Genomic DNA, 13,217 nt, shown 5'->3' with positions numbered 1-13,217 from the left:
TCCCCGCGAGGCGGAGGTGTGAATGCGGGCGGTACCGGGCGCTACACGTCGTTCTTGCCCGCCTTGTGCGCGCTTTCGCGCTCGGCCCAGCCGAAGACGCCTTTCGACATAAGCGAGAGTTCGGTCTTGCGGCGCGCGCCATAGACATTGGCGCGGGCCATATGCGCATCGCGGTTTTCCGGCTCGGCGAGCGTCGCGGCTTCGACCAGATGACAGGCAAGACGCATATCCTCTTCCTTGCCGGTGGCGGCGAGGGTTTCCGCGCGGGCGCAAAGCTTTGCGACGCCGCCCGCGAGATGCGCGATCTCGGCGGCGACGGCGGCATCGGGCGCGGGCTTGAGGCGCGACGGATTGCCGTCATACCAGCCGCCATAGAGGCGCCAGATATTGTGGATGATGAATTCCGGCTCGTCATAGACGGGCTTGAGGTAAGGCTTGTCCATGAAATGCGCGGGCAGCTTCACGCCATGGATCAGATCGTCGAGGCGTGCGCCGTCATTCATCATGTCGAGCGAGCGGGAGACGAGGAATTCGAGCGCGGAGGCGATGGTATCGAGGACGCCCGCAATGCGCGCCTTGCCGGCGATGGGAAGACCATGCGCGGGAAGCAGAAGCTCGGGCTCCTTCGCCGCCATTTCGCGCAGCGCCTTCGCCCATTCGAGCGGGTAGCGCTGCACCTTTTGCGGGTTGCCTGCATTGGGAAAAACCCAGGTGACGAAATCGCCCGAGCAGATCGCCTTGTGCTCCGGCACCCAGGCCCAGAGATGATCATCCGTCTCGCCGATGGCATGGCGCAGATCGAAGCGGAGATCGCCCGCGCGGAACTCCATCGCGTCGCGGAAGGTGACATCGGGATCGACCCAGGGATCGGGACCGAAGCGGCGGACCGGCGGCTTGCCGCCGCTGTTATCCGCGCCGCCCCCCATGCGCAGTTCGGTGGCGGGCGCAAACTGGCGCGCATTGATGGTGAAGTTGTAGCCGTTGGTCTGCTCGTAGCGGCGGAAGCGCGGGCTCACATTTTCATGGCCGGTGATGCGCGGGCGCGGGTGGCCCTTCTCGCAAGCCTCGCAGAGAATGGCGCCGGTGCCGCCGACATGGTCCGCATGGCCATGCGTGTAGCAGATATGGGCGACGGGTTCGTCGGACCATTTGCGGAGCGACTTCATCACGCCGCCTGCGAAGGCTTCCAGGCTCGTATCGAAGAGGACGAGGCCGTCACCGGTGCGGAAGGCGACGACATGGGAGAAGGCCTCGATGAGGGCGACGCCATCGGCGACCTCCGACAGCTCGGTCGTCGGGCGGTTGACCAGCCCCGCGCCTTCATAGATGTCGTTGTCGATGAAGCGCGCGGCGGTCGCGAGAAGGTCGGCCATGTTTCTCTCCCTTTTTGCCCCCGGAAACGGGCGCGAGCGATTTGCGCCGAAGCGTACTCGCGGGAGAGAGATTGTCTACAATGCTTGAAAGGAATTCCGTGGGGCGGAATTATCGGCGGCACCGTGCCTGACGGCGAAAAAGCACCTACTTCTCCGCCTTGCCGACAGTTTCCACATAGGCCCGCAAAACGGCATTGATACGGCTCTGATAGCCTGGACCCTGCTTCTTGAAGAACTCGATCACCGAGCGGTCGAGGCGCATGGTGACGGGCTGGGCGGCTTCCGGCATCAACATTTTCGCGGCGCGGAAGAAGTCGGGCCCGAGTTCGGGAATGTCGGAATAATCGATCTCCCTGTCCAGCTTCGCTTTCAGCCGCGCAAGCTCTTCATCCCGCTTGGGCTTCGCGCCACTCCTTGTAGGCTTTGCGCTCATTCCTGTTGGCCTTTCGTGCCGAGACGATCCGTCTTTTCTCGCCGCGCCATGTGTAGACGACGACGATCACAACAATGCCGTCGATTTCGCCGACGGCGATGAAGCGCCGCTCGACCCCATGCGCCGTTTCGTAGCGGCGGGAGTCTTCGGCGACGAGAACGGGCTCCGTGAAAATCTCGACCGCCAGATCAAAGGAAAGACCATGCTTCTCAAGATTGGCGCGGTTCTTCCGTTCGTCCCATTCGTAGCCAAATATTGTCATTTGTACGTATAATTGTCAATATGGCGGCTCTTGAGGCGTCAGGCACGCCTACGGCTTCTTCAGCCCCAGCATGTTGGCGATCATCTTGTCGAGCATGGTCTTCGGGGCGAGCGCCATCATCAGCTTTTCGGCGAGGCGGCCCTTCACGGCCGAATAGCGGATCTTGGGGTTCGGCACCGTCAGCGCCTTGTGGATGAGACGCCCCAGACGCTCGGCCGGATAGCCCTCGCGCCCCTGCTGGATGAAGACTTTCTGGAATTTTTCGAGGATCGGCAGATAGGGCGAGTTCGAATAGCGCGCGATGTCGATCTCTTCTGCCTTGTCCCAGATCGCCGTCTTCACGGGGCCGGGGCCGATGACGATGACGGGAATTTCAAACAGCATGAGTTCACGGCGGAGCGCCTCGGAGAAACCTTCAATGGCGAATTTCGAGGCTGCGTAGGGGCCGATGAAGGGCATGGCGCGAATGCCGCCCACGGAGGAAATGTTGACGATGCGGCCGGGCGTGCCTTTCAGCGTGCTATCCGCACCAAGCAGCGGCGCAAAGGCCTGCGTGACGAGAAAGGGGCCCGTGACGTTCACATCCATCTGCTTGCGGAAGTCATCCGGGTCCACCTCGATGAGCGGGCCGGAAACGGCAATGCCCGCATTATTGACGAGGCCGGCCAGCGTCTCGCCCTTGAGCGCCGCGCGGACCGTTTCCGCGCCGCGCCGCACGGCGGCTTCGTCCGTCACGTCGAAAATGAGCGGGGTGAACTTGCCGCCGAGCTCCTTTTTCAGGCGCTCTGCATCCGCTTCCTTGCGGACGGAACCGAAGACGTGAAAGCCCTTGTCCGCAAGCACCCTGGCTGCGGCATGTCCGATGCCGGTGGATACGCCCGTGACGACGACAGATTTCATGATTGCTTCTCCCCGATGACCCAAGAAGAACAAATGGTCATTCGTGCTCAGAGGTCAAGCTCGTAACGCAGCCAGTCCGTTCGCCGGGCGAGCTTGTCGTAAAGAAACTGCGCGGTGTTGTTGGTGCGCGCGGTCTGCCAGTAGAGGCGGAGCCAGCCTTCGGCCCGGCCTTTTTCAGCCAGTGCCTCGATCAATGCGCGGCCTGCGCCGCGGCCGCGCGCCGCCTCGTTCACATAGAGGTCTTCGAGATAGCAGACCGGCCGGGGGCTCCATGTGCCGGGGTGAAGGATCGCATGGGCAAAGCCGAGCGGGCCATCCGCCCCTTCCGCGATCAGGCCCACATGGCCGGGGGCGGCGTTCACGAAGCGGGCCCAGGTGTCCTCGCTCACTTCCGGCGCGAGTGCCGTCTCATAGAAAGCGAGATAGCCCGCCCACATTTCGTCCCATGCCGCGCGGTCGCGTGGCTCGAAGGAACGGATGGTGAGCGGGCCGCTCTTCATATCAGGCGGAGGTCGCGCCGCCGTCGATGACCATGGTCTGGCCGGTCATGAAGGCGCCGGCGGGGCTCGCGAGGAAGACCGCCGCGCCCGCGATCTCGTCGGGCATGCCGATGCGCTTCAGGGGCGCGCCCGCCGTGGAGCGTTCCAGGATGTCGGGATTGTCCCAGAGCGCCTTGGCGAAATAGGTCTTGATGAGGCCCGGGGCGATGCAGTTCACGCGGATATTCGAGGGGCCGTATTCGACCGCGAGATTGCGCGCGAGCTGCATGTCGGCGGCCTTGGACACGCAATAGGCGCCGAGAATGGGCGAACCGCGCAAGCCGCCAATGGAGGAGATGATGGTGATCGAACCGTCCTTGCGCTCGACCATCTGCGGCAACACCATATGCGCGAGCCAATGGTTCGACTTGATGTTGGCCGACATGATCTTGTCGAAGGCGTCGTCCGGCAGATCCTTCGAGGGACCGAAATAAGGGTTCACGGCGGCATTGCAGACGAGGCTGTCGACGCGGCCCCATTTCTTCATCGTCGTGTCGACGAGGCGTTCGAGATCGCCCTTGTCGGAAATGTTGCAGGGGACGGCAATGGCGCTGTCCGCATACTTCGCATTGATTTCGCCGGCCACCTTGTCGCAGGCATCGCCCTTGCGGCTCGACACGACGACTTTTGCTCCGTGTTCGGCCATACGGTGGACGATCGCCTCACCGATGCCCTTCGTGGAGCCGGTGACGATGGCCACTTTTCCTGTGAGATCAAACAAACCCATGACGCACCTCCCTCTTTTCATTTCGGCCTTATCATTTCGGCCTTATCATTTCGGCCTTACTGGCCGAATTGCGCGTTTTCCGCCGTCAAATCTGTTCTCGCCGGGCGCTGCCTTTGATAGGCTGGGCATGGACCAGCGGGGTATGGGGTCTTCTTACACCATCGGGCGCTGAAACCACAGACGGGAACTCTCTCGGCCCCGTCTGCGTTTTCAACTCCCGGGCAACATCAAGCGGAGAATAAAATGCTGATGAAGAAATTTGCGGTGCTGGCGATTTGCGCGAGCTTCGGGCTTGCGGCATGCCAGACGCAGGACGCCTATACCGGGGAGCAGAAAACCAGCAAGGCCACCTATGGCGCGCTTGGCGGCGCCCTGATCGGTGCCCTTGGCGGTGCGCTGATCGGCGGCGGCGACTCGACCGACCGGCGGCAGCGCGCGATGATCGCCGCAGGCGTGGGCGCGCTCGCGGGCGGCGGCATCGGCTATTACATGGACAAGCAGGAAGCCGAACTGGCGCAGAGGCTGCGTTCGTCGGGCGTCAGCGTGACGCGTGTCGGCAACGACATCATTCTCAACATGCCGGGCAATGTCACCTTCGCCACCGACTCCTCCGACATCAATGCACGTTTTTACGACGTGCTGAACTCGGTCGCGATCGTGCTGGAGGAATATAACCAGACGCTGATCGACGTGACGGGCCACACGGATTCGACGGGTTCGGACCAGTATAATCTCGAACTGTCGCAGAAGCGCGCGCAGAGCGTTTCGAGCTATCTGATCGGCCAGGGCCTGGACTCGCGCCGCTTCTACATTGTCGGCGCGGGCGAGAGCCAGCCCATCGCGACCAACGACACGGCAGCCGGCCGCGAGCAGAACCGCCGCGTGGAAATCCGCCTGTCGCCGCTGACGACGAGCTGATTTCAGCTTTCATCCCGATACGGAAGGCCCGGTGGAAGCGCCGGGCCTTTTCGGTTTTGAGGAGGCATATCCTCCCACCCTCCCCTTCGGGGAGGGTCGAAATTTGTGAAGCGCCAGCAAAACAAATTTCGGGGCGGGGAAGGTTTCGCTTCCGCGTCCCCCGCCCCGAAAAATTCTCGCTGCCGCTCGAATTTTGTCGACCCGCCCCCAGGGGCGGGTGGGAAGAGAGGCATTGCTTCGATCGCGAACCCAACCCCTAAGGCGCGGGGAACTGCGTCAGCGGGTTATAGGGCAGGTCGGTGCTGCCGTAGTCGAGGCCCATATGGGTGAGCTCGGAGGTCACCTGCGAGCGATGATGGGTCGCATGGTTGAAAAGCTGCGCCCACCAGAATCTGCGCGGCAGACGGCGGCCGGACGGCATTTCGATCGCTTCGTCGAACCAGCTTCCCTCCGCGCTTTCGCAAGACAGGCGCAGCCGTGCATCAAGACCGATGCGCGCGGCGCGGAGATTTTCGAACTCGGTTTCGATGCGGCGCTTCGGATCGAAGGGCGGCGGCGCGATGCCCTGGATGTAGCCGAAGAGATGCGTGTCGACCATGAGGATGTGATCGAGCGTCGCCAGCATGTCGCCGAAGAACATGCCGCGATCACGCGTCAGCCCCTCGCGGGGAAGCAGGGCGAGCAGCTTGTAAAGTTTTTCGTTCTGCCACTGATTGTAGCGCGAGAGTTCGATGGCGATGGGGCCGTAGCCGCTCACCCGAGCAGTCTTTCGATCTCGTCGACCAGCGCCTTGTCGAGCGGGCTCACCTTGCTCGGATAGATGTTCACGAGGGCGCCGTCCGGGCCGATCAGATATTTGTGGAAGTTCCAGCGGGGTCGCGCATCCTCGCCCGCAACTTCGCTCACCCAGAGATAGAAGGGATGCGCCTCGCCTCCCACGACCTGCTGCTTTGCGGTCATTGGGAAGGTGACGGAATAATTCACCTCGCAGAAGGTGGCGATCTCTTCTTCGGTGCCGGGCTCCTGCGCGCCGAAATCGTTCGACGGTACGCCGATGACGGCAAGCCCGCGCTGGCGGTATCTCTCCCAGAGGCCCTGAAGCTCGCGATACTGGGGCGTGAAGCCGCACTGGCTCGCCGTATTGACGATGAGGACAGGCTTTCCCTCGAAGCGCGAGAGCGGCAGCGCCTCGCCCTGAATGGTGCGGAATTCGAATTCAAAGGCCGTCACGTCGCTCGCCATGATCTCGGTCTCCTCGCTCATCACCGGCGCTCATTATAACATGGACAAGACTGACAGCGAGAGAACGGGACCAAAAGGGGCGAATCCATGTGCGATACGCTGGTGGCGCGGGGAGAGACGACGGCGGCAGGGGCCATGCTCTTCGCCAAGAACTCCGACCGCGAGGCGAACGAGGCGCAATATCCGCTGTTCGTCCCGGCGGCGGCACATGAGGCGGGCGCGCGGCTCCGCTGCACCTATATCGAGATCGCTCAGGCCCGGCGCACCCATGCCGTGCTGCTGTCGCGGCCCTTCTGGATGTGGGGCGCGGAGATGGGGACGAACGAACATGGCGTCGTGATCGGCAATGAGGCGGTACATGCGAAGATCGCGCCCTCACCCACGCCGTCGCTCATCGGCATGGACCTGTTGCGCCTCGGGCTCGAACGCGGCGCGAGCGCGGAAGAGGCGCTCGATGTCATCACCTCGCTGCTGGAACAACACGGACAAGGCGGCAACTGCGCCCATAAAGGCCGCTTCGAATATCACAATGCCTTCATCATCGCGGATGCGCGAGACGCCTTCGTACTCGAAACGGTGGGGCGCGAATGGGCGGTGGAGCGGGTCGCCGCCAGACGCAGCATCTCGAACGCCTATACGATCGGCCGCAATTTCGAGCGGGCAAGCCAGGGCGCCGAGGCGCTGGCGCTCGATCACGGGCTGATGGAGGCGGGCGAGGCGCTCGACTTCGCGGGGGCCTTCGCGAACCGGAAGCGCTCGGCACTTGCCAGCGGGCATCAGCGCTGGTGCCGGACAAGCGCGCTGCTGGCGGCACGGCGAGGCGGGCTCACGCCTGCCGACATGATGCGCTTCCTCCGTGACCACGGCGCGCAGGCGGCGCGGCGGGCGGACTGGCGGCCGGACGGCATTCTGGGCGGGGCGGTCTCGGCGCATGCGACCTATGGGCCGGTCCGCCGCTTCGGCCAGACGACCGCCTCATGGGTCGGGGAGATCGGAAACGGGCGCGGCGTGCACTGGCTGACCGGCACTGCGGCGCCCGATACCGGCATCTTCAAGCCTGTCTTTTTCGGGCCGGGCTTCGCGGAGGCGAGGCTGCCCGATTTCGGCCCCGCGCCGGACGACACATATGATGTGCGTACGCGCTGGTGGCGGCACGAGCGGCTGCACCGGGCGGTGCTGCGCAACTATCCCGAACGGATGGCGGCCTATGGGCCCGAGCGCGACCGGCTGGAAGCGGGCTTCATCGAACGGGTCGAGGCCTTTCTCCGGCGGGGCGGGAGCGCGGCGGAGGCAGGCGCGTTGTCGCGCGAGATCTGGCGGGAGGCGGACGCCGCCGAAACCCGCTGGTATGAAAAAGTGAGGAAAATCGCCGAAAACCCGGCATATCTCCCCTCCGGCCCCATGACGGCGCATTGGGGAAGCCTCGCCCGGCAGGCGCGGATGAGGGAGTAGGCCCCCACCCGAAAATACGCGTTCCGCGAATTTTCGACCTCCCCGCAAGGGGGAGGTGAGGGTTTACATAGTTAACGGTTTTTCAAGAGCCTCGCCTTACGGTGAAGAACAGATGAATTTCCGGTGGGCCGTATCTCGTTTTGGGGGGCCTGCGAGATTCCGGGGGATACCGCGCCATGCCGATGCCTTTGCCGCTCAAGCATCTTGCCGCCACCATGCTCTATGCGGTGCCGTCGATCGGGCTTGCCTATGGTCTCATCCATTTCTTCGGCTTCGACCCGAAACTTGCCGCGCTTGGCGGGCTCATTGCCGCGCTGCTCGGTGCGGAAGCCCATGCCGCGATTTCGCGCAGTGTCGAACGCAAGGCCGTGCGCAAGGAATTGCAGGAACTGACGAGCCTCGCGGCCGGGCTTTCGCGCGATCTCGACGATGCCGCCGACAAGATCGTCGAGCTGGAAGAACGCTTCGAGCGCGAGACGACCGAGCGCATGGAACGCATCTTCTCGGAAATCCGCGTGGTCGAAAGCCTCGTGAAGCGGCTCGCCGAAACGCGCGAATTCTCGAACGCGATTGCCGCGCCCGCCGCGGCGGAAGGACCTGCGCCGGAAGCGCAGACGGAGAGCACACAGGCGCTCGCCGACAGCGATGTGCCGCCGCCCAAGCCGGAAAAGCGGCTTGAGGACATGGACGATTCTGAACTGCTGGACACGATCCGCCGTTCGCTCGAAACGAACCGCGTCGATCTCTACCTCCAGCCGGTGGTGAGCCTGCCGCAGCGCAAGACCCTTTATTATGAGGGCCTGTCGCGCCTGCGCACCGACAAGGGCGAGCTCATCATGCCGCGCGACTATATGCGCGTGGCCGAGCCCGCGGGCATGATGCCCACCGTCGACAATATTCTGCTTTTCCGCTGCATCCAGGTGGTGCGCAAGCTCGCGCAGCGCAACAGCAAGGCCGGCGTCTTCTGCAACATCTCCGCCTTCTCGCTGCTGGACGAGGATTTCTTCCCGCAGTTCATCGACTACATGCAGCACAATACGGATCTCGCGCAGCACCTCATTTTCGAGTTCAGCCAGATGACGGTGAACGGCGCAGGCCCTGTGGAACGCGCGAGCCTGGAAGCGCTGGCCGAACTCGGCTTCCGCTTCTCGATGGATCAGGTGACCAACCTGCGTTTCGACGCGGCAACGCTGCACGACCGCAATTTCCGCTTCATCAAGGTTTCGGCTGCGACCATGCTTGAGGGCACGCATATGGCGGGCGACATTCACGCCGCCGACCTGAAGGAACTGCTCAAGCGCAACGGCATCCAGCTCATTGTCGACAAGGTCGAGAATGAGCGCGAGGTGGTTGACGTGCTCGACTATGATGTCGAACTCGGCCAGGGCTATCTCTTCGGCGAGCCGCGCCCGGTGCGCGAAAGCGTGCTGGCCGAGGAGCCCGCCAGCGCCCAGAAGGCGCCGGAAATGCCGCTCGCGGCGGATTGACGTTCCCGGGCAAAACCGGCCTCGCTTCCTTCTTTTGCCTCCCCCTCGCGGGGAGGCCGGATCGCCCTCTTGATCTGAATAGGGCGATCCGGGTGGGGGGGCGCTGCTCCGAAAAATCCCTCCATCATTGGTGCGTGGTTTACCCCCCACCCGAAAATCCACGTTCCGCGAATTTTCGACCTCCCCGCAAGGGGGAGGTGAGAGTCCCCGGGCGCTCGCTTCCGGCCTTGGTTGACAGGGGTGCCCCCCCGGCTATCTTGCCCCGGCAAAACAAGCCGAGAGAGCGAACCCCATGAGCCTTGCCGACCTCAAGCCCGTCATCGAACAGGCCTTCGAAAACCGCGATCAGATCAACGCCCAGACGAAGGGCGAGGTTCGCGACGCCGTCAACGAGGCGCTGAACGCGCTGGACAGCGGCAAGGCGCGGGTCGCCGAGAAGCTCCCGAAAGACATGGGGGGCGAGTGGGAAGTGCATCAGTGGCTGAAAATGGCCGTGCTGCTCTCCTTCCGCCTGAACGACATGACGACCATCGCGGGCGGGCCCGGCAAGGACACAAACTGGTGGGACAAGGTGCCCTCGAAGTTCGACGGCTGGGGCGAGGCTGAATTCCGCTCGGCGGGCTTCCGCGCGGTGCCGAACTGCATCGTGCGCCGCTCGGCCTATATCGCGCCGAATGTCGTGCTGATGCCCTCCTTCGTGAACCTCGGCGCCTATGTGGACGAAGGCACGATGGTCGACACCTGGGCGACGGTGGGCTCCTGCGCGCAGATCGGCAAGAATGTGCATATTTCGGGCGGCGCGGGCATTGGCGGCGTGCTGGAGCCGCTGCAGGCGGGCCCCGTCATCATCGAGGATAACTGCTTCATCGGCGCGCGCTCGGAAGTCGCCGAAGGCGTGATCGTGGGCGAGGGCGCGGTGCTCTCGATGGGCGTCTATCTCGGCGCCTCGACCAAGATCATCGACCGGGCGACGGGCGAAGTGCATATCGGCAAGGTGCCGCCCTACGCGGTCGTCGTGCCCGGCGCGCTGCCCGGCAAGGCAAGCCCGGACGGCTCACCCGCCCCGAGCCTCTATTGCGCCGTGATCGTGAAGACGGTCGATGCACAGACCCGCTCCAAGACCTCGATCAACGAGCTGCTGCGGACTTAATTTTCCGGTCGCATTTGACGGCCCCATTTGACGGCCCCATTTGACGGCATTGGGGGCGCGGGGTACCAAGTTGCCCATGAACGCGCCCGCCACACCCGCCTCGCCCTACGATCCGCTCGAGATCGCCAAGGAACTCATCCGCTGTCCAAGCGTGACGCCGGAGGATGCGGGCGCGCTTTCCGTGCTCGAAAAATGGCTGAAGCCGCTCGGCTTCACCTGCGAGCGGATGCGCTTTTCGGCGGAGGGCACGCCCGATGTCGACAATCTCTATGCGCGGCTCGGGACGGGAAGCCCCCATTTCTGCTTTGCCGGACACACGGATGTCGTGCCGGTGGGCGATGCCGAGGCATGGACCGCCGATCCTTTCGCCGGCGATATCAGGGACGGCATGCTGGTCGGCCGCGGGGCCGCCGACATGAAGGGCTCGATTGCGAGCTTCGTCGCCGCCGCGTCGCGGCTGGTGCAGGACGGCAAGCTCGGCGATGGCTCGATCAGCCTGCTCATCACCGGCGACGAGGAAGGGCCGAGCGTCAATGGCACGGTCAAGATGCTGCAGGCGCTGAAGGCGCGCGGCGAGACATTCGACCATTGCCTTGTCGGCGAGCCGACCAGCGCCGACAGGCTCGGCGACATGGTGAAGATCGGGCGGCGCGGCAGCATCAATGGCTGGCTGACCGTTTACGGCACGCAGGGCCACGTCGCCTATCCGTATCAGGCCGACAATCCGCTGCCCCGTCTGATGGAAATGCTGCGGCGCCTGAACGCCCATGAACTCGACAAGGGCAACGATCATTTTCAGCCGTCGAATTTTGAAGTGACGACCATCGACACGGGCAATACCGCGACCAATGTCATTCCCGGCACGGCGCGGGCGGTGATGAACATTCGCTTCAACGACGAACATTCGGGCGCGAGCCTCGACCGATGGATGCGCAGCGTCTTCGACCAGGTCAGCCAGGAGATGGGCGGGCGCTATACATTCGAGACGAAGATTTCGGGCGAGAGCTTCATCACCCAGCCGGGCGATTTCTCTGCACTGATCGCCGATGCCATCGAAAAGGTGACGGGGATCACGCCCGACCTCTCCACCACGGGCGGCACCTCGGATGCGCGCTTCATCCGCGCCTATGCGCCGGTGGTCGAATTCGGCTTCAGGAATGCCACCATGCACAAGGTGGACGAACAGGTGCCCGCCGATGACTTCGGCAAGCTTGCCGACATATATGAAGCCATTCTGAGCGGCTATTTCGCTGGACGGATATCTTGAACATCGCGGACATCACAAACGGGCTGACCGGTGCGTGGCGCATCACCATGCGCGATGCGCAGGCGAAGGATTGCTTCGACCTGAGCGCGGCGGGCGCGATGCGCAGCTTCGGGGCGCTGCTCCTTGCGCTGCCTGTCATCTTCTTCACATCGACGCTTTCCTGGCGCTTCGCGCGCGAGGCTTTCGATATCGGCGAGGACGTTTCCTACGGGCTCTTCATCACCACGGAACTTGCGAGCACCATCATCTATTGGGCGCTCTTTCTCGCGGCGATGGCGCGCGTCTCGCGCATGCTGAAGCTCGAGGCCTATTTCACGCCCTATCTCATCACCTATAACTGGGGCACGCTGTTCACGACCATCGCCTTCGCACTGCCGCTCATTCCGCATGCGCTGGGCATCTACTCCGCCACGACGGGCTTCATGCTCGCCATGCCGGTCATGGGGCTGCTCGCCTGGTATCGCTGGCAGATCACGCGCGACGTGCTGGGCGCACAGGCGGGGCCGGCATTCGCCATCATCGTTTTCGAAGTGGTGCTGAGCCTTTCCGTCGACCAGATACTGGGCATGCTGCTGATGCCGGGCGTCGGGGTTTCAACATGAGCGCAAGGCGCAACGCCGCAAGCGGAAGAGACAAGCCGATCGGCGTCTTCGACAGCGGCATTGGCGGGATTACGGTATTGAAAGCGCTGCGCAAGGCGCTGCCGCATGAAGATCTCGTCTATCTCGGCGACACGGCGCGGCTTCCCTATGGCACGAAGAGCCCGGAAACGGTCACGGCCTATGCGACGCAGGCGACGAAACACCTGCTCGGCCATGACGTGAAGATGATCGTGATTGCCTGCAACACCGCGTCGGCCGTCGCACTCGGGCCGCTCACACAGGCGCTCGCGCCCATCCCTGTGATCGGCGTGATCGAGCCCGGCGCAAAGGCGGGCGTGAAGGCGACGAAGACCGGCCGCATCGGCGTCATCGCGACGGAAGCGACGGTGAAGGGCGGGGCCTATGCGCGCGCCATCCATGCACTGAAGCCCGAGGCGGACGTGCGCCAGGCGCCTTGCGGATTGTTCGTGACGCTGGCCGAAGAAGGCTGGACGAAAGGCGAAGTGGCGGAGGCAGCCGCGAGACGCTATCTCGCGCCGCTCTTCAAGGGACGGAACGCGCCGGACACGCTGGTCCTCGGCTGCACGCATTTCCCCGTGCTCGCGCGCACGATCAAGAAGGTGGCCGGCCAGGGCGTGAGGCTGGTCGATTCGGCGGCGACGACAGCCAAGGCCGTGGAGGAAGCGCTCGCGAGCCAAAACCTCACGGCCAAGCGCCAGCGCAAGGGCAAGACGCGCTTTCTTGCGACCGACAGCGCGGAACGCTTCGCGCGCGTCGGCGGCATTTTCTTTGGCGAGGAAATCCGGGCGAAGGATGTCGAGCTTGTGGATATCAAGCCGGAGTGAGCCGCCACAGGCCCCTCACC

At 63.8% G+C, this 13,217-nt stretch carries 15 protein-coding genes; 7 read left to right on the top strand and 8 right to left on the bottom strand.

The genetic code is table 11. From position 1 onward, the window contains the following. Positions 1 to 41 precede the first annotated feature (41 nt). The 6 genes from ABJO61_RS14140 to ABJO61_RS14115 all read right to left on the bottom strand — a co-directional run bounded on the left by ABJO61_RS14140 (position 42) and on the right by ABJO61_RS14115 (position 4,234). Complete coding sequence (locus ABJO61_RS14140; RefSeq protein WP_348325823.1) at positions 42 to 1,373, bottom strand: alkyl sulfatase dimerization domain-containing protein; 1,332 nt, start codon at positions 1,371 to 1,373, stop codon at positions 42 to 44. A 145-nt stretch (positions 1,374 to 1,518) separates the two neighbouring features. Continuing rightward, positions 1,519 to 1,806 carry a BrnA antitoxin family protein gene (locus tag ABJO61_RS14135; RefSeq protein WP_348325825.1) on the bottom strand — a complete coding sequence of 96 codons (288 nt, stop codon included), beginning with the start codon at positions 1,804 to 1,806 and terminating at the stop codon, positions 1,519 to 1,521. Beyond that, on the bottom strand, positions 1,760 to 2,068 hold the full coding sequence (locus ABJO61_RS14130) for a BrnT family toxin (RefSeq protein ID WP_348325827.1): 309 nt from the start codon (positions 2,066 to 2,068) through the stop codon (positions 1,760 to 1,762). The genes ABJO61_RS14135 and ABJO61_RS14130 overlap by 47 nt, the downstream gene beginning before the upstream one ends. A gap of 48 nt (positions 2,069 to 2,116) precedes the next feature. Further along, positions 2,117 to 2,968 (bottom strand): SDR family oxidoreductase, encoded by an 852-nt coding sequence (locus ABJO61_RS14125; protein ID WP_348325829.1) that lies wholly within the window; start codon positions 2,966 to 2,968, stop codon positions 2,117 to 2,119. Between the two features lie 47 nt (positions 2,969 to 3,015). Beyond that, on the bottom strand, positions 3,016 to 3,468 hold the full coding sequence (locus ABJO61_RS14120) for a GNAT family N-acetyltransferase (RefSeq protein WP_348325831.1): 453 nt from the start codon (positions 3,466 to 3,468) through the stop codon (positions 3,016 to 3,018). A gap of 1 nt (position 3,469) precedes the next feature. Then, positions 3,470 to 4,234, bottom strand: coding sequence for an SDR family oxidoreductase (locus tag ABJO61_RS14115; RefSeq protein WP_348325833.1), 765 nt, complete (start codon positions 4,232 to 4,234; stop codon positions 3,470 to 3,472). A gap of 246 nt (positions 4,235 to 4,480) precedes the next feature. Here ABJO61_RS14115 and ABJO61_RS14110 point away from each other — a divergent pair, with 246 nt between their 5' ends. Continuing rightward, positions 4,481 to 5,152, top strand: a complete 672-nt coding sequence (locus ABJO61_RS14110; RefSeq protein ID WP_348326085.1) for an OmpA family protein — start codon at positions 4,481 to 4,483, stop codon at positions 5,150 to 5,152. Between the two features lie 256 nt (positions 5,153 to 5,408). Here the strand turns inward: ABJO61_RS14110 and ABJO61_RS14105 are convergent, their stop codons facing one another. After that, positions 5,409 to 5,909: a DinB family protein gene (locus tag ABJO61_RS14105; protein WP_348325835.1), complete on the bottom strand. Its 501-nt coding sequence runs from the start codon at positions 5,907 to 5,909 to the stop codon at positions 5,409 to 5,411. Beyond that, complete coding sequence (locus ABJO61_RS14100) at positions 5,906 to 6,415, bottom strand: glutathione peroxidase (RefSeq protein ID WP_348325837.1); 510 nt, start codon at positions 6,413 to 6,415, stop codon at positions 5,906 to 5,908. The genes ABJO61_RS14105 and ABJO61_RS14100 overlap by 4 nt, the downstream gene beginning before the upstream one ends. Positions 6,416 to 6,481: 66 nt before the next feature. Here ABJO61_RS14100 and ABJO61_RS14095 point away from each other — a divergent pair, with 66 nt between their 5' ends. The 6 genes from ABJO61_RS14095 (at position 6,482) to murI (ending at position 13,197) form a co-directional block, all read left to right on the top strand. Next, on the top strand, positions 6,482 to 7,846 hold the full coding sequence (locus ABJO61_RS14095; protein WP_348325839.1) for a hypothetical protein: 1,365 nt from the start codon (positions 6,482 to 6,484) through the stop codon (positions 7,844 to 7,846). Between the two features lie 176 nt (positions 7,847 to 8,022). Next, positions 8,023 to 9,333: an EAL domain-containing protein gene (locus ABJO61_RS14090; protein WP_348325841.1), complete on the top strand. Its 1,311-nt coding sequence runs from the start codon at positions 8,023 to 8,025 to the stop codon at positions 9,331 to 9,333. A gap of 292 nt (positions 9,334 to 9,625) precedes the next feature. Then, positions 9,626 to 10,483, top strand: coding sequence for a 2,3,4,5-tetrahydropyridine-2,6-dicarboxylate N-succinyltransferase (dapD, locus tag ABJO61_RS14085; protein ID WP_348325843.1), 858 nt, complete (start codon positions 9,626 to 9,628; stop codon positions 10,481 to 10,483). Positions 10,484 to 10,559: 76 nt separating this feature from the next. Beyond that, complete coding sequence (gene dapE / locus ABJO61_RS14080) at positions 10,560 to 11,750, top strand: succinyl-diaminopimelate desuccinylase (protein ID WP_348325845.1); 1,191 nt, start codon at positions 10,560 to 10,562, stop codon at positions 11,748 to 11,750. After that, the gene (locus tag ABJO61_RS14075) at positions 11,747 to 12,352 is read left to right on the top strand and encodes a hypothetical protein (protein WP_348325846.1); all 606 of its coding nucleotides are present in this window, start codon (positions 11,747 to 11,749) and stop codon (positions 12,350 to 12,352) included. The genes dapE and ABJO61_RS14075 overlap by 4 nt, the downstream gene beginning before the upstream one ends. Further along, positions 12,349 to 13,197, top strand: a complete 849-nt coding sequence (gene murI / locus ABJO61_RS14070; protein ID WP_348325848.1) for a glutamate racemase — start codon at positions 12,349 to 12,351, stop codon at positions 13,195 to 13,197. The genes ABJO61_RS14075 and murI overlap by 4 nt, the downstream gene beginning before the upstream one ends. Positions 13,198 to 13,217: the final 20 nt, after the last annotated feature.

It is taken from the genome of Parvibaculum sp. (assembly GCF_039973015.1).
GTDB lineage: Bacteria > Pseudomonadota > Alphaproteobacteria > Parvibaculales > Parvibaculaceae > Parvibaculum.
This window is presented reverse-complemented; position numbering and strand designations above follow the sequence as displayed.